Annotated in this window: 18 protein-coding genes and 1 pseudogene; 9 read left to right on the top strand and 10 right to left on the bottom strand. The window is 66.6% G+C overall.

The genetic code is table 11. The annotated features are described in order from the left end of the window. A complete protein-coding gene (locus TK49_RS17290; RefSeq protein WP_045218443.1) occupies positions 1–786 on the top strand; it encodes a crotonase/enoyl-CoA hydratase family protein in 786 nt (261 codons plus the stop codon). 73 nt (positions 787–859) lie between these two features. On the opposite strand, the gene metE is transcribed toward TK49_RS17290, so the two are convergent. Continuing rightward, positions 860–3,190, bottom strand: a complete 2,331-nt coding sequence (metE, locus tag TK49_RS17285) for a 5-methyltetrahydropteroyltriglutamate--homocysteine S-methyltransferase (RefSeq protein WP_045218441.1) — start codon at positions 3,188–3,190, stop codon at positions 860–862. 123 nt (positions 3,191–3,313) lie between these two features. On the opposite strand from metE, the gene TK49_RS17280 reads away from it, so the two are divergent. Further along, complete coding sequence (locus TK49_RS17280; protein ID WP_045218440.1) at positions 3,314–4,231, top strand: LysR family transcriptional regulator; 918 nt, start codon at positions 3,314–3,316, stop codon at positions 4,229–4,231. On the opposite strand, the gene TK49_RS17275 is transcribed toward TK49_RS17280, so the two are convergent. Beyond that, on the bottom strand, positions 4,232–5,152 hold the full coding sequence (locus tag TK49_RS17275; protein ID WP_045218438.1) for a LysR family transcriptional regulator: 921 nt from the start codon (positions 5,150–5,152) through the stop codon (positions 4,232–4,234). A gap of 113 nt (positions 5,153–5,265) precedes the next feature. Here TK49_RS17275 and TK49_RS17270 point away from each other — a divergent pair, with 113 nt between their 5' ends. Together TK49_RS17270 and TK49_RS17265 are read left to right on the top strand one after the other, a co-directional pair. After that, positions 5,266–6,423 (top strand): acyl-CoA dehydrogenase family protein, encoded by a 1,158-nt coding sequence (locus TK49_RS17270; protein ID WP_045218436.1) that lies wholly within the window; start codon positions 5,266–5,268, stop codon positions 6,421–6,423. Between the two features lie 100 nt (positions 6,424–6,523). After that, positions 6,524–7,183, top strand: a complete 660-nt coding sequence (locus TK49_RS17265) for an FMN-binding negative transcriptional regulator (RefSeq protein ID WP_045218434.1) — start codon at positions 6,524–6,526, stop codon at positions 7,181–7,183. Positions 7,184–7,203: 20 nt separating this feature from the next. On the opposite strand, the gene fahA is transcribed toward TK49_RS17265, so the two are convergent. The 3 genes from fahA to TK49_RS17250 all read right to left on the bottom strand — a co-directional run bounded on the left by fahA (position 7,204) and on the right by TK49_RS17250 (position 11,582). Beyond that, a complete protein-coding gene (fahA, locus tag TK49_RS17260) occupies positions 7,204–8,475 on the bottom strand; it encodes a fumarylacetoacetase (protein WP_045218432.1) in 1,272 nt (423 codons plus the stop codon). 306 nt (positions 8,476–8,781) lie between these two features. After that, positions 8,782–10,128 (bottom strand): homogentisate 1,2-dioxygenase, encoded by a 1,347-nt coding sequence (gene hmgA, locus TK49_RS17255; RefSeq protein ID WP_045218429.1) that lies wholly within the window; start codon positions 10,126–10,128, stop codon positions 8,782–8,784. A 62-nt stretch (positions 10,129–10,190) separates the two neighbouring features. After that, the gene (locus TK49_RS17250; RefSeq protein ID WP_045218426.1) at positions 10,191–11,582 is read right to left on the bottom strand and encodes an MFS transporter; all 1,392 of its coding nucleotides are present in this window, start codon (positions 11,580–11,582) and stop codon (positions 10,191–10,193) included. Positions 11,583–11,720: 138 nt separating this feature from the next. Here TK49_RS17250 and TK49_RS17245 point away from each other — a divergent pair, with 138 nt between their 5' ends. Further along, entirely contained in the window at positions 11,721–12,638 is a 918-nt protein-coding gene (locus tag TK49_RS17245; protein WP_045218425.1) for a LysR family transcriptional regulator, read from the top strand. Positions 12,639–12,641: 3 nt separating this feature from the next. Here the strand turns inward: TK49_RS17245 and TK49_RS17240 are convergent, their stop codons facing one another. Further along, a complete protein-coding gene (locus TK49_RS17240) occupies positions 12,642–13,490 on the bottom strand; it encodes an ureidoglycolate lyase (protein WP_045218423.1) in 849 nt (282 codons plus the stop codon). A 39-nt stretch (positions 13,491–13,529) separates the two neighbouring features. Continuing rightward, on the bottom strand, positions 13,530–14,219 hold the full coding sequence (locus TK49_RS17235; RefSeq protein ID WP_082076353.1) for an SDR family oxidoreductase: 690 nt from the start codon (positions 14,217–14,219) through the stop codon (positions 13,530–13,532). A gap of 7 nt (positions 14,220–14,226) precedes the next feature. Between TK49_RS17235 and TK49_RS24440 the strand changes: the two are divergent. Further along, positions 14,227–14,963 (top strand): annotated as a pseudogene (locus TK49_RS24440) (aldo/keto reductase); the annotation flags it as partial. Here the strand turns inward: TK49_RS24440 and TK49_RS17220 are convergent. The 3 genes from TK49_RS17220 to TK49_RS17210 form a co-directional block, all read right to left on the bottom strand. Continuing rightward, positions 14,960–15,169, bottom strand: a complete 210-nt coding sequence (locus TK49_RS17220) for a DUF2783 domain-containing protein (RefSeq protein WP_045218418.1) — start codon at positions 15,167–15,169, stop codon at positions 14,960–14,962. The pseudogene TK49_RS24440 and the gene TK49_RS17220 overlap by 4 nt on opposite strands. A 5-nt stretch (positions 15,170–15,174) precedes the next feature. Continuing rightward, positions 15,175–16,854: an FAD-dependent oxidoreductase gene (locus tag TK49_RS17215; RefSeq protein ID WP_045218415.1), complete on the bottom strand. Its 1,680-nt coding sequence runs from the start codon at positions 16,852–16,854 to the stop codon at positions 15,175–15,177. A gap of 78 nt (positions 16,855–16,932) precedes the next feature. Further along, on the bottom strand, positions 16,933–17,892 hold the full coding sequence (locus TK49_RS17210) for an MBL fold metallo-hydrolase (protein ID WP_045218414.1): 960 nt from the start codon (positions 17,890–17,892) through the stop codon (positions 16,933–16,935). A 268-nt stretch (positions 17,893–18,160) separates the two neighbouring features. Here TK49_RS17210 and TK49_RS17205 point away from each other — a divergent pair, with 268 nt between their 5' ends. From TK49_RS17205 to TK49_RS17195, 3 genes are all read left to right on the top strand, one after another. Next, positions 18,161–19,045 carry an IclR family transcriptional regulator gene (locus TK49_RS17205; protein ID WP_045220260.1) on the top strand — a complete coding sequence of 295 codons (885 nt, stop codon included), beginning with the start codon at positions 18,161–18,163 and terminating at the stop codon, positions 19,043–19,045. A gap of 84 nt (positions 19,046–19,129) precedes the next feature. After that, the gene (locus TK49_RS17200; protein ID WP_045218412.1) at positions 19,130–20,182 is read left to right on the top strand and encodes a branched-chain amino acid ABC transporter permease; all 1,053 of its coding nucleotides are present in this window, start codon (positions 19,130–19,132) and stop codon (positions 20,180–20,182) included. A gap of 4 nt (positions 20,183–20,186) precedes the next feature. Then, complete coding sequence (locus tag TK49_RS17195) at positions 20,187–22,013, top strand: branched-chain amino acid ABC transporter ATP-binding protein/permease (protein WP_045218410.1); 1,827 nt, start codon at positions 20,187–20,189, stop codon at positions 22,011–22,013. The last annotated feature ends 63 nt before the right edge of the window (positions 22,014–22,076 follow it).

The raw sequence follows: 22,076 nt of genomic DNA, 5'->3' as shown, positions 1-22,076 counted from the left end.
ATGCCCGATGCTGTGCTCTTCCAGACCGATGGCCCGGTCTGCACCATCCTGCTCAACCGGCCCGAATGCCGCAACGCGGTGGACGGGCCGACTGCTGCCGCGCTGCTCAATGCGTTCGAGCGTTTCGAAGCCGATGACGCGCTGCGTGTTGCCGTGCTTGGCGGCACTGGCGGCCACTTCTGTGCCGGCGCCGACCTGACGGCCGTCGGCGACCCTTCCAGACGCAATCATCTCGATCCTGACGGCGGCATGCCCGGCCCGATGGGCCCTTCGCGCATGGCGCTGTCCAAGCCGCTCATCGCTGCGGTAAGCGGCTATGCCGTGGCGGGCGGGCTGGAACTTGCGCTGTTGGCCGACCTGCGCGTCATGGAGCGCGACGCCGTATTCGGCGTGTTCTGCCGCCGCTGGGGTGTGCCCCTTATCGACGGCGGTACGGTGCGCTTGCCGCGCATCATCGGCATGGGCCGAGCGTTGGACATGATCCTGACCGGCCGCGCCGTGTCTGCCGATGAAGCGCTGGCCATGGGTCTCGCCAATCGAGTGGTCGAGCCCGGGGGCGCGCTCGCTGCCGCCCAACAGCTCGCGCGGGACATCGCCGCCTTTCCGCAGCAGTGCATGTTGGCCGACCGGGCATCGGTATATGCGCAATGGGATCTGCCGCTGGCCGACGCATTGCGGCAGGAGGGCGTGCGCGGCGTACCGGTCGTGTTTGCCGAAGGCGTTGCGGGCGCCGCGCGCTTTGCGGGTGGCGCGGGCCGGCATGGCCGAGCAGAGCCTCCCATGTGAGTGAGTGCACAAGGCAAAACGCCAACCGGCGCAAGCCGGTTGGCGCTTTTTTTTTTTTGAGCCTTGCTGACGTTCAGGCCGTAGCGGTTTCGCCTTGGTCGGCCCTGCTGCCGGCATGCAGCACATTGGCATGCTTGGCGCGCAAGCGGCGCGTGGCTTCCACCATGCCTTGCAGTGCCGCTTCCACTTCCGGCCAGCCGCGCGTCTTCAGGCCGCAGTCGGGGTTGACCCACAGGCGTTGCACCGGCACAACCTGGGCGGCTTTGTCGAGCAACGCTTCCATTTCTTCCACACGCGGCACGCGGGGCGAGTGAATGTCGTACACGCCGGGGCCGATCTCGTTCGGGTACGCAAACTCGCCAAACGCGTCGAGCAGCTCCATGTTCGAGCGCGACGTTTCGATGGTGATCACGTCGGCATCCATCGACGCGATGGCCGGCAGGATGTCGTTGAACTCCGAGTAGCACATGTGCGTGTGGATCTGCGTGTCGTTGCGCACGCCCGAGGCTGAGACGCGGAACGCGCGCGCCGCCCATTCCAGGTAGCCCGGCACATCCGATGCGCGCAGCGGCAGCCCTTCGCGGAAGGCCGGCTCGTCGATCTGGATGGCGGCAATGCCGGCGGCTTCAAGGTCGCACACCTCGTCGCGCAGGGCCAGCGCGATCTGCAGCGCGGTCTGCTCGCGCGGCTGGTCGTCGCGCACGAACGACCATTGCAGCATCGTCACCGGGCCGGTCAGCATGCCCTTCATCGGTTTGGCCGTGAGGCTTTGCGCATACTTGCTCCATTCGACCGTCATCGGCTCGGGGCGATAGACGTCGCCATAGATGACGGGTGGCTTCACGCAGCGCGAGCCGTAGCTCTGCACCCAGCCGTTGGCTGTGAAGGCGTAGCCCCAGAGGAGCTCGCCGAAGTACTCGACCATGTCGTTGCGCTCGGCTTCGCCGTGCACGAGCATGTCGAGCCCCAGCGCTTCCTGGCGGCGCACGACGTCGGCAATCTCGGCGCGCATGCGTTCGAGGTAGTCCAGGGCGGGCAGTTCGCCGCGCTTGTGTTGCGCGCGTGCGTGGCGGATCTCCGGCGTCTGCGGGAACGAGCCGATCGTGGTGGTGGGCAGCAGCGGCAGCTTCAGGCGGGCCTGCTGGGCTTGAGCGCGAGCCGGGTAGGGTGCGCCGCGCTCGGCATCTTCGGGGCGGATGGCGGCCACGCGCTTCTTGACGCCGGCGTTGTGCACGCGGCGCGATTGGGCACGCGAGGCGATGGCGGCGCGGTTCTCGTCGAGCGCCGTCTGCACGGCCGCGGGCCCTTCAACCAGGGCGCGCTTGAGCACCGCCAGTTCATCCAGCTTCTGGCGCGCAAAGGCGAGCCAGCCCTTGAGCTCGTCGTCGAGCTTGGTTTCGGCCGACAGGTCGACCGGCACGTGCAGCAGCGAGCAGCTCGGGGCAATCCACAGGCGATCGCCAAACGCTTCGGCCAGCGGCGTCAGGCGCTCGAGCACGCGTGCGAGGTCGGTACGCCAGATGTTGCGGCCGTCCACCACGCCCACCGACAGGATCTTGTCGGCGGGCCACGGCGCGAAGCTGCCCAACTGTTCCGGTGCACGCACGAGGTCCAGGTGCACGCCGGCCACGGGCAGCGACTTGATGAGCGCAGCATGATGCGAAGCGGCTTCGAAGTACGTGGCGAGCAGCAGCTTGGGGCCATGGGCGGCGGCCAGCGCCTTGTATGCCGGGCCAAATGCTTCCACCCAGGCATTCGGCAGGTCCAGCACGAGCGCGGGTTCGTCGATCTGCACCCACTCCACGTTCAGTGCGGCCAGGCGCTTGAGCGCGGCCGTGTAGGCCTGCAGCAGTTGCGGCAGCAGCGCGAGCTTGTCGGTCAGGCCATTGCGCGCCTTGGCCAGATGCAGGAACGTCACCGGGCCGATCAGCGCGACCTTCACGCGATGGCCGGCGGCCTGCGCCTCACGCACTTCGTCGAACAGCCATTCGGTGCCGGAGCCCCATTGCCGATCAAGCAGGTCGGGCGTGAGTTCCGGCACGAGGTAGTGGTAGTTGGTATCGAACCACTTGGTCATTTCCATGGCCGCGTGGTCGGCATTGCCGCGTGCAAGCACGAACGATTGCGCCAGCGTCAGCTGTGCCGCGTCAAAGCCATAGCGCGTGGGAAGGGCGCCCAGCAGGGCCGCCGTCTGCAGCACCTGGTCGTACCAGGCGAAATCGCCCACGGTCACGTAGTCGAGGCCGGCGTCGCGCTGGGCAGCCCAGTGGCGCTCACGCAGCGCACGGCCGGTGGCGCGCAGGTCGTCTTCGGACGAAGCGCCTTTCCAGAACGATTCGAGCGCGAATTTCAGTTCGCGTTGCGCGCCGATGCGCGGGTAGCCGAGGGTGTGGATGGTCGTCATGTTGATCGCACAGAGAGGCAATGTGTTGCAGTCCTGCGATGATGGGCGACCCTCGATCATGAATCAAATGATATTATTTTCGGTATCTTTGAATAGGATTCATATTTTGAGGCGCCTCGGAACATGCTCGAAATCCGTCACCTCCGCACGCTGATCGCCCTGGCCGATGGCGGCTCTGTGTCGCGCGCAGCCGAGCGGCTGCATCTGACGCAATCGGCGCTGTCGCACCAGTTGCGCGCGCTGGAATCGCACTACGGGCTGCCGGTCGTGCGCCGCAAGGGCCAGACGGTCGAGCTGACCGAAGCCGGCGAGCGCCTGCTCGAACTCGCGCAAAAGGTCGTCGCCGACATCCAGACCGCCGAGCGCGACCTCGAGCGCATCAAGGGCCGGGCGGCCGGCACGCTGCGTATCGCGCTGGAATGCCACACGTGCTTCGACTGGCTGATGCCTGTGATGGACGCCTTCCGCCAGCGCTGGCCCGAGGTGGAGATGGATCTCGTCTCCGGCTTCCATACCGATCCGCTGGCGCTGCTCAAGGACGGCCGCGCCGACGTGGTCATCGGCTCCGATGCCAAGATGCGCCGGGGCGTGGTGTTCGCGCCGCTGTTCCGCTTCGAGATCCTGGCCGTGCTGCCGGTCGACCACCCGCTGCGCAACAGGAAATGGATGGAGGCGAAGGACTTTGCCGACCAGACGCTCATCACGTATCCCGTGCCGGAAGAGCGTATCGATCTGATCCGGCAGGTCCTGACGCCTGCCGGCATTGCGTTCAACCGCCGCACGGCGGAACTCACGATTGCCGTGCTGCAGCTCGTCGCGAGCCGCCGCGGGCTGGCCGCGCTGCCGAGCTGGGGCATCAAGAACTACGTCGATTACGAATACGTGATCGCCAAGCGTGTCGGCAAGGAAGGCCTGTGGAGCGATCTCTACGCCGCCATGACGCGCGACTACGCGCAGGCGCCGTTTGCGCAGGACTTCATCGAGACGGCCAAGGCGATCTGCTTTGCGCAGTTGCCGGGGCTGATGCCGCTGGAGGCCTGATCAGGCACGCGCCTTCTGGGGCAGCCGCGGCAGCTTGCCCTGCAGCCCCTCCTTGAGGAAATCCAGCAAATGCCGCGTCGCCAGCGTCCGATACCGGCTCGGCATCGCCAGCATGTACAGGCGGCTGCCGAAGACGCTGAACCGATAGCCGGGCAAGACGCGCTTGACGTGCCCGTCGCGCAAATCGTCGGCCGCGGCGTAGTAAGGCAGGATGCCCAGCCCGTTGCCGGCGCGCACGGCCGCTTGCAGGAACAGGTAGTTGTCTGACGAGACGCCCGGGTCCAGCGTGACGAGGGTGCGTTCCTCCCCCGCTTGCGCCGACAGCCGCAGCGGCTGCCCCACGGCCGGCGCGCTGACGATGGTGTGGCCGGCCAGCGCATCGAGCGTTTCCGGCACCCCGCGCGCGGCCAGGTAATCGGGCGCCGCGCACAGCACCCAGTCGACCTCGTCGAGCAGGGTGGCGACGAGCGACTCCGGCGGGTTCGACACGATGCGCAGCGCCACATCGACGTCTTCGCCGATCAGGTCGGATACACGGTTGTCGAACCGCACGTCGAGGCGGATGTCCGGATAGGCGCGCTTGAATGCCACCAGCAGCGGCGACACCAGCAGGTGCCCCAACCCCGTCGGAACCGACAGCCGCACGCTGCCCTGCAGCGATTTGCCGAGTGACGAGACCAGCGCGTCGGCCGCCGCCATTTCACGCAGGATGCTGCGTCCATGCTCATAGATGCCGGCGCCGACCTCCGTGGGCTCCACGCGGCGCGTCGTCCGGCGCAGCAATTGCACCCCGAGTGCGCGCTCGAACGCCTTGAGCCGGTGGCTGACGTTCGAGCGCGTGGTCTGCAGCCGCCGCGCCGCCGCCGACAGGTTGCCCGCGTCGACGATTTCCACGAACAGCTTGAGCGCGTTGAGGTCCATGTGGGGGCCGCAATTGGTGAAGGCGATTCGACATTCTGTTGATGCAAGCCAGGATTGTCAAAGCATCGCAGCCCGGTAACATCACCCGCAACACCCCTATGGAGCCAAGCCACATGGCGCTCGACGACGAATCCTTCGGCCTGCTGCAGCAATCGGTGCAGCGCTTCATCGCAGAACGGCTGGTGCCGGCGGAGAACATCCTCGAGGAAGAGGACGACGTGCCCGCTGACATCGTTGCCGACATGAAGGAAATGGGCCTGTTCGGCCTGTCCATTCCCGAGCAATACGGCGGCATCGGCCTGTCGATGGCGCAGGAATGCGAGGTCGGATACGACCTCGGGCATACGGCGCTGGCGTTCCGGTCAGTGTTCGGCACCAACGTGGGCATCGGCTCGCAGGGCATCCTGATGGACGGCACCGAGGCGCAGAGGGCCAGCTACCTGCCGCGCATCGCCAGTGGCGAGCTCATCATCTCGTTTGCGCTGACGGAGCCGAATGCAGGCTCGGACGCCGCATCGCTGCAGACGCGCGCCGTGCTCGAGGGCGACCACTATGTCATCAACGGCACCAAACGCTTCATCACCAACGCGCCGCGCGCAGGCGCCTTTACGCTGATGGCGCGCACTGGCGGCGAGGGTGCCGGCGGCATCTCCGCCTTCATCGTGCCGGCCGACACGCCGGGCATCACGCTCGGCAAGCCGGACAAGAAGATGGGTCAGCGCGGCACCAAGACGTGCGACGTGGTGCTCGACAACGTGCGCGTGCCGACGGCGAACATCATCGGCGGCGTGGCAGGGCAGGGCTTCAAGACGGCGATGAAGGTGCTCGATCGCGGGCGCCTGCATATCTCCTCGCTCGCATGCGGCATGGCGCATCGGCTCATTACCGATGCGGTGGCGTATGCCAAGGAGCGCAGGCAGTTCGGCCAGCCGATCGCCGATTTCCAGCTGATCCAGGCCATGCTGGCCGACAGCCAGGCCGAGCTGTATGCCGGCATGTCGATGGTGCGCGACTGCGCCCGCCGCTATGACGCCAAGCCCGTCGGCAAGCAAGACCACGAGGTGAGCATGCTGGCCTCCTGCACGAAGATGTTCTGCACCGAGATGGTGGGCCGCGTGGCAGACCGCGCGGTGCAGATCCACGGCGGCGCCGGCTACATTGCCGAATACAAGGCCGAGCGCTTCTACCGCGACGTGCGCCTGCTGCGCCTGTACGAAGGCACGACGCAGATCCAGCAGCTCATCATCGCCAAGCACCTGCTGCGCGATTAGGCTGGCCCTAAACATTCGCACAAAGTTGGCTCTGTTTTGGGGCCACGCATGCGCGCACAATGGGGGGTTCGTCCGCTGCGCCGGACTTTTCGGAGCCGCCATGTACGTCCCCGCCCACTTCGAAGAATCACGCACCGAAGCGCTGCATGCGCTGATCGCGCAGAACCCGTTCGGCTCGCTTGTCACGCACGGCAGGAACGGGCTCGATGCGAACCACCTCCCGTTTCTGCTGCTGCCCGAGGACGGGCCGCTCGGCACGCTGCATGCGCACGTGGCGCGCGCCAACCCGGTGTGGCAGGACGTGGCCGGCGGCGATGAAGTGCTCGTCATCTTCCGTGCGGGCGATGCGTATATCTCGCCGACGTGGTACCCGAGCAAGCACGAGGCGCACAGGCAGGTGCCGACGTGGAACTACCGCGTGGTGCACGCCCATGGCCGCATCACCGTGCGTGACGACGAGCGCTTCGTGCGCGGTGTGGTGGCGCGCCTGACGCGCACGCACGAGGCATCGCAGCCGACGCCGTGGAAGATGTCGGACGCCCCCGCCGACTACACCGATGCCCTGCTCAAGATGATCGTCGGCATCGAGATCGAGATCACGCGCCTCGACGGCAAGCTCAAGCTGAGCCAGAACAAGGAGACGCGCGACATGGCGGGCGCCGGCGAGGCACTCAAGGCCAGCGGCCAGCACGTGATGGGTGACGCGATGCTGGCCTGCGCCGCAGCCAAAACCAAGCAGGCAGAGCGCAACGGACCGTGAATCCGTTGCACAACCCAGCCTTACTTCGCGCCGCGCGCCGGCAGGATTTCGCCGCGCACCTCACCGAAGCCCACGCGGTAGCCATCGCCCTGGCACCAGCCGGTCATGATTACTTCGTCGCCGTCTTCCAGGAACGCGCGTTTGAGGCCATTGCCGAGTTCCAGCGGCTGCTTGCCGTTGAACGTCAGCTCCAGCAGGCTGCCGGACGAATCCGGGGTGGTGCCGCTGATGGTGCCGGAGCCCATCAGGTCGCCCACGCGCACGTTGCAGCCCGACACCGTGTGGTGCGCAAGCTGCTGCGCCATCGTCCAGTACATCGCGCGGAAGTTCGTCCGCGCGATGGTGGTGCGCTCGCCGCCGTGCGGACGCAGCGCGGTTTCCAGCGCAATGTCGTAGGCGTTCGGCCGGCTTTGCCGCAGGTACTCCAGCGGCTCGGGCGATTGCGCCGGATTGGCCACGCGGAACGGCTCCAGCGCTTCCATCGTCACGATCCACGGCGAGATCGATGTGCCGAACCCCTTCGAGTTGAACGGGCCGAGTGGCACGTATTCCCATTGCTGGATGTCGCGCGCGCTCCAGTCGTTGAGCAGCACGACGCCGAACATGTAGTCCGGTGCGGCGTCCACGGAAACCGGCTCACCGAGCACGCTGGGCTTGCCGACCACAAACGCCATCTCTAGCTCGTAGTCCAGCTTGCGGCAGGCCGTGAAGATCGGGCGCGGCTGGTCGGGCAGCTTGATCTGGCCCATCGGGCGGTGCAGCGGTGTGCCGCTCACCACCACGGAGCTGGCGCGGCCGTTGTAGCCGATCGGGATTTCCAGCCAGTTGGGCAGCAGCGCGTTCTCGGGATCTCGGAACATGCGGCCGACGTTGGTGGCGTGTTCTTTCGATGAATAGAAATCCGTGTAGCCGGGGATGTCGATCGGCAGATGCATCACGGCATGCGCTTGCGGCACCAGCGCGCGAGCGTGCAGTGTGGCGTTGTCGCGCACGTGCGTGTCGGCCACGCTGAACAGCGCTTGCAGTTTCTTGCGCGTTTCTGCCCAGACGGGCTTGCCGAGGGCGATGAAGGTGTTGAGTTTGCCGGTGCGGAACGTGCCGCGTGTTGCTGCGGGGAGCAGGCCGGCATCATCCAGCACGCCGAGGTCGATCACGTGGTCGCCCAGGGCCACGCCTGCGCGCGGGGATGGGTTGTCCTTCGTGGAGAAGATGCCGAAGGGCAGGTTTTCCAGGGGGAAATGGGTGTCGGGGGTGTTGGCGGATTCTAGCCAGCTTAGTTGGCGGGTGGTCATGATGGGGCGGTGATTTGTTTGTTGAGTCGGTTATTGCTTGACGTTGCTGGTGCATCCCTTGTTTCACCCCCTGCCGGGGGCGACTCACTTTCTTTGTCTTGCCAAAGAAAGTAAGCAAAGAAAGGCGCGCCCGAGATGGCGAAAGACTCCTTGAATTTCCGTAACCGGGCGGAGAAGGACCGAAACTCGCTGCGCTCAGACAGCGGTCCTTCTTTTTTCCGCCCGCTTACGAAAATTCAAGGCGCCATCTAGGGCAAGGTACGGCCACACCTTCTGGATGCTCGCGTTGGCGCCAAGGCGAAGTTCTTAGGGCTTGGTCGGGTCGAAATGCTTTTTCAGGCCTTGCCAGCATTCGAAGTACTTGGCTTGCAGTTGCGCGGATTCCGCTGCGAAGCGCGTGGGGCGGATCACGGCTGGCGTTTCGAACATGAAGGCCATCGTTGCGTCGACCTTGTGCGGCTTGGTGGTGTCGCCGTTGCTGGCTTTTTCGAACGTGTCGGCGTCGGGGCCGTGGCCGCTCATGCAGTTGTGCAGGCTGGCGCCGCCGGGCACGAAGCCTTCGGCCTTGGCGTCGTACACGCCCTGAATCAGGCCCATGAATTCGCTGGCGACGTTGCGGTGGAACCAGGGCGGGCGGAACGTGTTTTCGGCGGCCAGCCAGCGCGGCGGGAAGATCACGAAGTCGATCGTGTCCACGCCTGGTGTGGCGGAGGGGCTTTGCAGCACCAGGAAGATCGACGGGTCCGGATGGTCGTAGCTGATCGAGCCGATGGTGTTGAACAGGCGCAGGTCGTACTTGTACGGCGCGAGGTTGCCGTGCCAGGCCACCACGTCCAGCGGCGAGTGGCCGATCTTCGCGGTCCACAGGCTGCCCTGGAATTTTGCGACGAGTTCGAAGTCGCCCTCGCGGTCTTCGTACCACGCGTGCGGGGTGAGGAAGTCGCGCGGGTTGGCCAGGCCGTTCGAGCCGATGACGCCGAGGTCGGGCAAGCGGAAGAGCGCGCCGAAGTTCTCGCAGATGTAGCCGCGCGCGTCGCCATCCGGCAGTTCGACGCGGAAGCGCACGCCGCGTGGGACGACCACAATCTCCAGCGGTTCGACATCGACCACGCCCATCTCCGTCAGCAGGCGCAGGCGGCCTTGCTGCGGCACGATCAGCAGTTCGCCGTCGGCGTTGTAGAAGAAGCGGTCGGTCATGTCGGCGTTGGCGGCGTACAGGTGGATGCCGCAGCCGGTCTGTGCGTCCGGCCCGCCATTGCCGGCGAAGGTGACGATGCCGTCGATGAAGTCCGTGCCGGGCGCCGGTGCGGGCAGCGGATCCCAGCGCAACTGGTTCGGCGAGGGCGGCACCTCGTTGAAGTTGCTGTGCAGGCGCGCTTGCGCAACGGCTTCGAACGGCAGGTGCACGGCGGCCGGCCGGATGCGGTACAGCCACGAGCGGCGGTTGTGCGCGCGCGGCGCGGTGAACGCCGTGCCGGAAATCTGCTCCGCATACAGCCCATACGGCGCCTTCTGGGGGGAGTTCTGGCCGTGCGGCAGCGCGCCGGGCAGGGCTTCGGTGGCGAACTCGTTGCCGAAGCCGCTCTGGTAGGCGGGCCGGTCCAGCGACGCGGGGGTGAATGCGTTCTTGACCGTCGGGGCGAGCATATTCATGGTGAAGTCCTTGGAGAAAAAGTCAGGAGCGTCTTCAGGAAAGCGTAGTCGTTACCGGGCCATCAGGCGGGTTTGCCGGTTGTGCGACCTGAGGCAAAGCGGGCGGCGTCGGTGCCACTGGCGGCCAGCGTCAACGCCAGCACCATGCCGAAGGACACCAGCGCCGGCACCGCTGCCGCCTGGAACAGCGCCGGCCCGCTCCACTGCATGGCAATCAGTTGTCCGCCGATGACCGGGCCGATGACCGAGCCGATGCGCCCGACGCCCAGACTCCAGCCGATGCCGGTGGCGCGCAGTGTGGTCGGGTAATACGTGGCGGCCAGCGCATTCACGGCAGGCTGCCCGCCGACGATGCAGAAGCCGGCAATGAACACCACCGCCACCAGCATCGGCAGCGCCGCCGCCACGTGGCCGATCAGCGCCACGGTGGCGCAGGCGACGAGGAAGCACACGGCCAGCACGCGCACGAAGCCCAGGCGGTCGATCAGCCGGCCCAGCGTCAACGTGCCGATCACGCCGCCCACCTGCAGCGCGGTCGCCACCAGCACGGAGGTGTCGGTCGGATAGCCGGCATCCCGGATCAGCGTGGGCAGCCAGTTCGACAGGAAGTACAGGTCGATCAGGTTCATGAAGTTGATGACCCACAGCACGAGCGTGACCTTGGCGCGGCCTTCCGTGAACAGCGCGGAGACCGGCATGCCGCGCGCCGGTGCTTCCGGCACCACGAATTGTGTTTGCGCATCGACATGCAGCGTCGGATCAAGCTTGCCCAGCCAGCGTGCCAGCCGTCGATGGCGCGTTTGCGGATCGCCCTTGAGCGCCAGGTATTGCAGGGATTCGGGCAGCCACAGCACCATCATCACGGCAATGACGAGCGGCACCAGGCCGCCCACCAGGAACACCGCCTGCCACCCGAAGCGCGACAGCAGCGCCGCGCTCACGAAGCCGCCCAGCGCCGCGCCCACGGTAAAGCCGCAAGACACCAGCATCATCCACGTCACGCGCGTGCGCGCGGGGCTGAACTCGCCGGCCAGCGCCATCGCATTCGGCATGATGCAGCCCAGGCCCAGGCCGGTGATGAAGCGCAGCACCAGCAGCGCCCGCACCGTTTCCACCTGCGTGGTGGCCAGCATGCAGGCGGCAAAGAAGAACGTCGCAACGATCAGCACCGGACGCCGGCCGAAGCGGTCGCCCAGCACGCCGAACACCAGCGAGCCGACCAGCATGCCGAAGAGGCCCGCGCCGAACACGGGCCCCAGGCTCGCCTTGGTGATGTTCCAGTCCTTGATGATGGCCGGCGCCACGTAGCCCATGGCCTGCACGTCAAAGCCGTCGATGATGAGGCACAGCCCGCAGATGGCGAGCAGCAGGATCTGGAAGCCGCCGACCTTGCCCTGGTCGATGAGGCGGGCAAGGTCGATCGAGGCTGACGATGCAGCGGGGGCAGGGCGCATGGTGGTCTCCGGTGGCGGCGGCGTCTGGCCGCTCTGTTGTTCTGGCTTGGGTCTGCCGTATTGTCCGGATTCGGTGAAAATTTGGAATATCAATGCGAGAATGCATAACATTGATAATCTGAATAATAAGGCCAGGCCATGCTGAACCTGCGGGATGTCGACCTGAACCTGCTGGTGCTGTTCCAGGAAATCCTGCGCGAGAAGCGCATTTCTGTCGTGGCGGAGCGGCTGGGCCTGTCGCAGCCGGCGGTGAGCAACGCGCTGGCGCGCCTGCGCCAGACGTTCGACGACGAGCTGTTTGTGCGCACCCCACGCGGCATGATGCCGACCGCACTTGCCGAGCAACTCTCCGAACCGGTGGCGATGGCGCTGGACACGCTGCAGCGTGCCTTCGGCCAGCGCGCACATTTCGATGCCGCCACATCCACGCGCAGCTTCACCGTGGCCATGAGCGACGTCGGCGAGGTGTACTTCATGCCGGTGCTGGCGCAACTTTGTGCGGAGCAGGCGCCCGGCGTGCGCATCCACACCGTGCGCGCGGGCGGGTTCGACATGAAGGCAGAGATGGAGGCCGGCGCCATCGACCTGGCCATCGGCGCGTTCGATGACCTGTCGGGCGAGAGCGTGTTCCAGCGCCGGCTGTTTCAGCAGGATTACGTGACGATGTTCCGGCGCGGCCACGCGCTGGCAGATGGGGCACTGACGCTCGAACGCTTTCGCGCCGCATCGCACCTCGTGGTGGCGAGCTCGGCCAGCCCGTACAACGCCATCGGGCCGCTGCTCGACAAGGCGGGGATCACACAATCGGCGCGCTTTTCGGTGCCGCACTTCGTGGCGGTGCCGTACATCATCAGCACGACCGATCTCGTGGTGACGGTGCCGCGCAAGCTGGCCGAGCGGGCAGCGCCGCCGTTCGGGCTGGAATTTGCAGCGCCGCCGCTCAAGCTGCCGGCGCTGCAGACCAACGTGTTCTGGCACCGGCGCTTTCATCAGGACGCCGGCAACCAGTGGCTGCGCAACCTCGTCGCGCAGCGCTTTGCCGAGCTGGACGGCTGATCCTTACGGTGCGGCGACGGTGCGCTGCAACTGCTCGCCGAGGCCGGCGATGCCCAATCGCATGGTCTGCCCGGGCTTGAGATAGACCGGGTTCGGCTTGATGCCCAGCCCCACGCCCGGCGGCGTGCCCGTCGAGATGACGTCGCCCGGCTGCAGGCTCATGCAGCGGCTCAGATACGCGACCAGCTTCGCCACGCCAAACACCATCGTCCGCGTATTGCCGTTCTGGTAGCGGTGGCCGTCCACCTCCAGCCAGAGGTCCAGTGCCTGCGGGTCGGGCACCTCGTCGCGCGTGACCAGCCACGGCCCGAGCGGGCCGAACGTGTCGAAGCCCTTGCCCTTGTCCCACTGGCCGCCGCGCTCGATCTGCCATTCGCGCTCGGAAACGTCGTTGACGATGCAATAGCCGGCCACGTAGTCGAGCGCGTTGGCTTCGTCGATGTACTTGGCGGGCTTGCCGATGACCACGCCCAGTTCGACTTCCCAGTCGGTCTTGACGGAGCCGCGCGGGATTTCGATGTCGTCATTCGGGCCGCAGATGGCGCTGGTCCATTTGTTGAAGACGACCGGTTCGGACGGTACCGGCAGGCCGGACTCTGCGGCGTGGTCGGCGTAGTTCAACCCGATGCAGATGAACTTGCCGACACGCCCGACGCACGGGCCAATGCGGGGTTGGCCGCTGACGGCCGGCAGCGTGGCAGGGTCCACCTCGCGTAGCCGGGCGAGCGATGCGTCCGACAGCACGTTGCCCGCAATGTCGTCGACGATGCCCGACAGATCACGGAGAGTGCCGGTGGCATCGAGCAGGCCGGGTTTTTCTTGGCCCTGGGGGCCGAAGCGCAGCAGTTTCATGAAAAGCTCAAATCGGTTGGGGGGAAAGGCATCAAGGTATCAATTTGACCTGCCGCCGTCGATCAGGTGGACTTGCCCCGTCGTAAAGGCGGCCTCGTCAGAAGCCAGATACGCCGCCAGCGCGGCAATCTCTTCCGGCTGCCCGAGGCGCCCCATCGGCTGGCGTGCGACGAACACCGCTTCGACTTCCGCGCGCGGCTTGCCTTGCGTGCGGGCTTGCTCATCGATGCGCTGGACGAGGGATGGCGATACCACCGTGCCGGGGCAGACCGCATTGCAGCGGATGCCGCGCGCCACAAAGTCTGCCGCCACGGATTTGGTCAACCCGATCACCGCCGCCTTCGATGCGCCATACACAAAGCGGTTCGGCACGCCCTTGATGCTCGACGCGGCGGACGACATGTTGATGACACTGCCGCCGCCGCGTTCCAGCCTGCCTGGCAGGAACGTGCGGAGGGTGCGGTACATCGACTTGACGTTGTGGTCGAACGAGAAATCCCATGCATCCTCATCGCATTCCAGCACCGAGCCGGCGTGTACGAAGCCCGCGCAGTTGAAGAGGATGTCGATGCCGCCAAGCTCGGCAGCGAGCGCATTGACCTGCCCGGTATCGCGCACGTCGAGGCGGTGGACCTCGAACGGCACATCGTTCAATGCATCGATGCGCAGGTCGGTGGCGATCACGCGCGCACCTTCGCGGGCAAAGCGCTCGGCGCAGGCGCGGCCGATGCCCTGCGCCTCGCGCTTTCACATCATGGACGGCGTCAAGGCGAGCCTGAAGCGCCTGCAGCTCGACCACATCGATCTCTACCAGATCCACGGCTTCGACCCGGCCACGCCCACCGAGGAGACCGTGCGTGCGCTCTACACGCTCGTGCAGCACGGGCACGTCCGCTACGTGGGCGTATCGGACTGGGCCGCATGGCAGATCGTCAAGGCGTTGGGCATTGCCGAGCGCCTCGGTTGCGCGCGCTTCGAAAGCCTGCAGGCCTACTACACCATTGCCGGCCGTGATCTCGAGCGCGAACTCGTGCCGATGCTGAAGGGCTGGGGCTGATGGTGTGGAGCCCGCTGGCCGGCGGCCTGCTCAGCGGCAAGTACACGCGCGAACAGCATGGCGAACAGGACAGCCGCCGCAACAAGTTCGACTTCCCGCCCGTGGACCAGGCGCGGGCGTATACCTGTATCGACGCGATGCGTGTCATGGCCCGTGCGCGCGGTGTGTCCGTGGCGCAGATCGCCTTGGCGTGGCTGCTGCACCAGCGCGTGGTGACGAGCGTGATCGTCGGTGCCAAGAAGGTCGATCAGCTTGACGACAACATCGCCGCGACCCAGGTGGAACTGACAACGGAAGAATTGGCGCAGCTCGATGAGGTCAGCAGGCTGCCCGCCGAGTACCCGGGCTGGATGCTGGAGCGCCAGGGTGAGTATCGCCGTGGTCAGCTCGCCGGGACGCGGCAGGGTGGGTGCTAATCCGCTGCGCCCGCCGGCAGGGCCAGTCGCGCAGCCGCCAGCGCCTCCCGCAGCACCGCCATGTCGCCGATATGGTTCGCGAGCAGCAGGATCAGCTGCGCGTTGAGCATCGCGCTGTGCGCGTCGCTCAGCCCGCGGTGCGTGTCGATCAGCGCCTCATAGAAGTCGTCCGGGCGCGGCAGGTTGGGCTGGGTGTTCAACGGCATGGCGGTCAGGCGGTGGCTGTAGCGGGCGATGGCGTGGTGGCGTCGGCATGGCCCATGGCGCGGCGCATGGCGGCCGCGAGCTTGGCGGTATCGACGCTGCGCCAGCGTGCGCAGACGTGCTGGTCCGGGCGGATGAGGTACAACGTGCCGGGCCGTGCGTCATAGCGTTGGGCGACCAGGCCGTCGATGTCTTCGAGCGCCGTGACGCCCGCCGACACCGTACCTGCGCCGCCGGCGGGAAAGATCGCCAGCGTGGGTACCGGCAACGCGTCGATGTGTTCTCCCGCGCGGCAGAAACGCAATGCCATGAAGCCGTCGCGCAGATGGCTGAGCAGCCACGCGGCACGCCCGTCGCGCGTTCGCACCGGCGCGTCGAGCGCGACACTGCCGGGTACCAGCGCACATCCGAAGTCGGCGTCGTCGGGCGTGCTGAGCGGGGAGCCTTCCAGCACCGTTGGCGTTGAAAGCCGCCCGCTGTTGACCAGCGTGCGCGCAAACGGATAGTGCTTGGCCAGGCGCAGCGCGGCATCGCGAAAGAGGCGGCTGACGGCGCTCTTGGGCGTGATGAAATCGGTCGAGCGGGTGGAGTGGCGGATGTTGTCGTCGGCGGCGAATTCGCGCTCGGTGGCGTAGGTGTCGAGCAGCGTATCGGGCGCATCGCCGGCCAGCACCATGCGCAGTTTCCAGGCGAGGTTTTCGGCGTCCTGCAGGCCGCTGTTGGCGCCGCGCGCGCCGAATGGCGAGACGCGATGCGCCGCGTCGCCGATGAACAGCACGCGGCCGTGGCGGAAGCGGTCCATGCGCTCGCATGAGAACGTGTAGACGCTCACCCACTCGAGTTCGAAGTCGACGCCCTCGCCAAGCAGCGCGCGCACGCGCGGAATGACGCGCTCCGGCTGCTTCTCGGCCACCGGGTCGGCGTCCCAGCCGAGCTGGAAGTCGATGCGCCAGACGTTGTCGGGCTGGTGGTGCAGCAGCACCGACTGGTTCGGGTGGAACGGTGGGTCAAACCAGAACCAGCGCTCGCTCGGGAAGGGCGCTTCCATGCGCACGTCGGCGATCAGGAAGCGGTCTTTGAAGGTCTGGCCGTGGGCTTCGAGGCCCATCATGCGGCGCACCGGGCTGCGCGAGCCGTCGGCGGCGACCACGTATTGGGCGCGCTGGGTATAGGCGCCGTCGGGCGTCTCCACGGTGAGCGTCACGCCGTCCGCATCCTGCGTGAGGCCCGTCACCTTGTTCTTCCAGCGCAGCTCGATGTTCGGCAGCGCCAGTGCCCGCTCGACGAGGAACCCCTCGACGTAGTACTGCTGCAGGTTGATGAACGCCGGACGGCGGTGGCCGGTTTCCGGCAGCAGGTCGAAACTGTAGAGCAGCTCGTTCTTCAGGTAGACCTTGCCGACGTTCCAGCTCACGCCTTTGTCGACCATGCAGTCGCCGCAGCCCAGCCGGTCGAAGATCTCCAGGGAGCGTTTGGAGAAGCAGATCGCCCGCGAGCCGGTCGACAGCGTGCAATCGTCATCCAGCACAACGACGGCCACGCCTTGCTGCGCGAGGTCGATGGCCGTGGCCAGGCCCACCGGCCCTGCGCCGACGATGACGACGGGGCGGGCCCCGGCCGTGCAGCCGGGCTGCTGCTCCGCGCAAGGCGCGTACGTGAAGACGCGGTTCTGGAAATCGGGGTTCATGTCTCGCTCGCACCTGCGGCAGTCGTGGCCGCCGCTTTGTCGGTGGATATCGTGGTCGAAGAAAGACGCCTGGGCGGATCAGCCCTGCAGCGCGGCCCACATCTCCTTGTCGCGCTCGGCCGTCCAGATGCGCGGGTGCTTGATGCCGCTGGCTTCGTCGTAGGCGCGCGTCACGTCAAACGGCAGGCAGTGCTCGTAGATGAAGACGTGGCCGAACTTCGGGTCCATGGCGGCGCGGGTGTGGGCCATGGCGGCTTTCAGGTCCATCTTCTGGGCGACGGCTTCCTTGCCGCGCTGGAGCAGCGTCGACACGAAGTCGCGCGTGTAGGCGAGGCCCTTGGCGACTTCCTGCGGGTTCAGCAGCGCCGGGCCGCGGCCGGGCACGAGTTTTTCGGCGCCCAGCGCACGCAGGGCGTCGAGCGTGGCGGGCCATTCTTCGAGTTGGGCATCGCCGCAGTAGCAGGCGGCGTCGTATTCGACCAGGTCGCCCGAGAACAGCACCTTTTGCGATGGAATCCACACGACCGTGTCGCCCTTCGTGTGGCCCGGGCCCAGGTGCAGGATTTTGACCTCGAGCTTGCCCAGGAACAGCGTGAGTTCGCGCTCGAACACCAGCGTCGGCCAGGTCAGGCCCGGCACGGTTTCAACGCCCGCGAACAGGCGCGGAAAGCGCTCGATCTCCGACTTCATATCGGCCTCGCCACGCTCGACGATCATCTCGTACGTGCCGCGGCTGGCGATGATGTTCTGCGCGCCCTCGGCAAAGTAGGCCGAGGCGCCCAGCACGCGCACCGCGTGGTAATGCGACAGCACGACGTGCTTGATCGGCTTGTCTGTGATGCCGCGGATGCGGGCGATCAGGTCTTGCGCCATCGCCGGCGTGGCGGTGGTGTCGACGATCAGCACCGCGTCGTCGCCGATGATGACGCCGGAGTTCGGGTCGCCCTCGGCGGTGTAGGCGTAGGCGTTGGGAGAGAGCTGCGTGAAGGTGACTTGTTTGGCCTCGAGGTCGGCCTGCGAGGCGAAGGCTTTGGCCATTCTGTCACTCCTGGTGTAGTGAATTACGGTGGGTGGAATTTCTTCTGCGGCCGGCTGGTGCCTGCCGTGTACGGTGCAGCGCACGCCATGCAGCAAGGGCCGCGTGCAGCGAATCATAGACCGGGCGGTCGGCAGTCGCGCCTAGGGTATACGAGAATTATGATTAGATTCATGATTTCTACAATGCGTAAGAACGACTGCGCGCCGCCAGGCGTGCGCGGCGTGCTACGCTCGCAGCACTTTGCCGGCCCGCCACGACGCCAAGAACATGGAGACCACTGAAGCAGCGAACGCCCCCCAACCCGATGGCGATGCGGATGACGCTCCGGCCAGCCGCGACCGCTCCGGCATCCAGTCCATCGAGGTCGGCTCCCATCTGCTGGTGGCGCTCACGCGGGCGATGCGCGCGATGGCCCTGGGTGATCTGGCGCGCGCCGCCGGCATGCATCCGTCCAAGGCGCACCGCTACCTGGTCAGCCTGCAGCGCGTCGGCGCGGTTTCGCAGGATCCGCTGACCGGCCGCTATGAGCTCGGCCCCTTTGCACTGCGCCTGGGCCTGGCAAGCCTGAACCGAAGAGAAGCCATTGCGCTTGCACGGCCGCTGCTGGGGGGCCTTCGGGACCAGACCGGCCACACCATCGGCATTGCCGTCTGGAGCGATCGCGGGCCGACCGTGGTGCACTGGGAAAAGGCGGGCGGCGCGCCCGGTGTGAACCTGCGCATCGGCGATGTCATGCCGATGCTCAACTCCGCCACCGGCCGCCTGTTTGGCGCTTACCTGCCGATCGAGCAGACCTTGCCGCTGGTCGAGCGCGAACTCCACGAGCGCGCCGCCGACGATCTGCCGGACCTGCCGCGCTCGCTCACCGACTACTACCGGCTGTGCGAAGAGATCCGTACCGAGGGCGCTTCATGGGTATCCGGTAGCCTGCTGCCTGGCGTGAGCGCGCTGTCGCTGCCGGTGTTCGGCATGCGGGGGCAACTGGCCCTGGTGCTGATCGCATTGAATCTGCATCCGCTGTTTCACGCGCAGCGCGGCGGCGAACTGGAGGCCACCCTGCGCGCGTTCGTCACGCGGCTGTCCACCTTGCTGCAGACGCCGCAGCCAGCGCGCACCAAGGCCAGCGGGCGGCGCGAAAAGGCGGCGCGTTAGGGTTGTCGCCAATTTCACCCTGTCGTAAAAGATTTACCCTCTCGTAACTCGTGGCGCGCCACGACCATCAGAGCAAGGAGACTCATGGACTTGTCGATTGCCGCCATCCTGGCGCAAGACGGCGTGACATCGGGCGCGATCTACGCGCTGCTGGCGCTGGCGCTCGTGCTGGTGTTTTCCGTCACGCGCGTGATCTTCATCCCGCAGGGCGAATTCGTCGCGTATGGCGCGCTCACGCTGGCGGCCATCCAGGCGAACAAGGCGCCGCTGTCTGCGAGCATGCTCGTGACGCTCGGCGTGCTCACCTTCCTCGTCGAGATGGGCCGCACGCTGCTGCAGCCGGAGCTGCGTCTGCACGCGCTGCGCACGGGCGCCGTCTACGCGGGTAAGTATCTGGTCTTCCCGATCGCGGTGTATGCGGCGGCCGGCATGCTTGCGCCGATGCAGCTGCCGCAGGTCGTGCAGGTGGCGCTGGCGCTGCTGATCGTCATTCCGATGGGCCCGATGATCTACCGCCTGGCCTATGAGCCGCTGGCCGAGGCGAGCACGCTGGTGCTGCTGATCGTCTCGGTGGGGGTGCACTTCGCGATGGTGGGCCTGGGCCTCGTGATGTTCGGCGCAGAGGGCTCGCGCACGGATGCGTTTTCCGATGCGCGATTCGATCTGGGCGCGCTGTCGGTATCGGGCCAGAGCCTGTGGGTGGTGGCGGTATCGGCGCTGATGATCGCGGCGCTGTATTTCTATTTTGGCCGCACGGTGTCGGGCAAGGCGCTGCGCGCGACGGCGGTGAACCGGCTCGGCGCCCGGCTCGTCGGCATCGGCACCACGCAGGCGGGGCGCCTGGCCTTCACGCTGGCCGCGGCGCTGGGCGCGCTGTGCGGCATCCTCATCGCACCCATCACGACGGTGTACTACGAGTCGGGCTTCCTGATCGGCCTGAAGGGTTTCGTGGGTGCCATCGTGGGCGGGCTGGTGAGCTATCCGGTGGCGGCGCTGGGCGCGCTGCTGGTGGGGCTGCTGGAGTCGTATTCATCGTTCTGGGCGTCGGCGTTCAAGGAGGTGATCGTGTTCACGCTCATCATCCCGGTGCTGCTGTGGCGATCGCTCACCACCAAGCATGTCGAGGAAGAGGAGTAAGCCGATGAACACGCTCGCCAAATCTTCCGGGAACGCCGCGCAGCGCGGCTGGTTCTCGCGCAACCGCGTGCTGACGGCGCTCTTCGTGATCGTGCTGGCGCTGATCCCGGTCGTGCCGACGCCCGAGTTCTGGATCACGCTGCTCAATTACATCGGGCTGTACAGCCTCGTCGCGCTGGGCCTCGTGCTGCTCACGGGCGTCGGCGGGCTGACGTCGTTCGGCCAAGCCGCGTTTGTGGGGCTGGGCGCGTACAGCACGGCGTATCTCACCACGCAGTACGGCGTATCGCCGTGGGTCGGCCTGCTGGCGGGGCTTGTGATCACGATGGTGTCGGCATACGTGATCGGGCTGATCACGATGCGGATGTCCGGTCACTACCTGCCGCTGGCGACGATTGCGTGGGGCCTGTCGCTGTTCTTCCTGTTCGGCAACCTGGAGTTCCTGGGCAAGTACGACGGCCTCAACGGCATCCCGGTGCTGAACGTGCTCGGCAAACAGCTGAACACCGGCCGCGAGATGTTCTATCTCATCTGGGCCGTCGTGGTGGTGGCCGTGCTGGCGGTGCAGAACCTTCTGAACTCGCGCCCGGGCCGCGCCATCCGCGCGCTCAAGGGCGGTGGCACGATGGCCGAGGCGATGGGCGTGAACACCGCGTGGATGAAGGTCGTGATCTTCGTGTTTGCGGCGGTGCTGGCCTGCATCTCGGGCTTTCTCTACGCGCACCTGCAGCGCGCGGTGAACCCCACGCCGTTCGGCCTGAACTACGGCATCGAATATCTGTTCATGGCGGTGGTCGGCGGCGTGGGCCACGTGTGGGGCGCCGTGCTCGGCGCGGGTTTGTTGACCATCCTGAAAGACAGCCTGCAAAGCATCCTGCCCAGGCTGCTGGGCTCCAACGGCAACTTCGAGATCATCGTGTTCGGCGTGCTGCTGGTGCTGTTGCTGCAATACGCGCGCGATGGCGTGTGGCCGTTCATCCGCAAGCTGTTCCCTTCTGCGCCGACAGCGCGCGCGCCGGAAGATGCACCTGCGCTCAGGCAGCGCGAGAAACCGCAGGCAGGCGAGCTGATTCTGGACGTGCGCGCCGCGCGCAAGGAGTTCGGCGGCCTCGTCGCCGTCAACGATGTCAGCTTCCAGGTGAGGGCTGGAGAGATCGTGGGCCTGATCGGCCCGAACGGCGCCGGCAAGTCCACCACGTTCAACCTTGTCACCGGCGTACTGCCGGTCACGCGCGGCGAGGTGCTGTATCGCGGCGAGCGCATCAGCGACAAGCCCTCGCGCGAGATCGTCAGGCGCGGCATCGGCCGCACGTTCCAGCACGTGCAATTGCTCTCGGGCATGACGGTGCTCGAGAACGTGGCGCTGGGCGCGCACCTGCGTGGCGACTTCGCGGCGCAAGGCGGCGTGCTGGCCAGCGTGGTGCGCATGAACCAGGCGGAAGAGCAGAAGCTGCTGTTTGAAGCGCGGCGCCAGCTCGAGCGCGTCGGCCTGGCCGATTGCATGTATCAGGAAGCCGGCAGCCTGGCGCTCGGCCAGCAGCGGATCCTGGAGATCGCCCGCGCGCTGTGCTGCGACCCGGCGCTGCTGCTGCTCGACGAGCCTGCTGCCGGCCTGCGCTACAAGGAAAAGCAGGCCCTGGCCGCGCTGCTCACCAAGCTCAAAGCCGAAGGGATGAGCGTGCTGCTGGTCGAGCACGACATGGACTTCGTCATGAACCTGACCGACCGTCTTGTCGTGATGGAATTCGGTACCAAGATCGCCGAGGGCGTGCCGCAAGAGGTGCAGCAGAACCCCGCCGTGCTCGAGGCCTATCTGGGCGGCGTGGAATAAACCTGCACGGTCCAACCTCGGGCAGCCCCCAGCGGAGCGTGAACAGGTTTGGAGAAGGAGAAC

It is taken from the genome of Ralstonia mannitolilytica, assembly GCF_000954135.1.
GTDB classification, from domain to species: Bacteria; Pseudomonadota; Gammaproteobacteria; order Burkholderiales; family Burkholderiaceae; genus Ralstonia; species Ralstonia mannitolilytica.
This window is presented reverse-complemented; position numbering and strand designations above follow the sequence as displayed.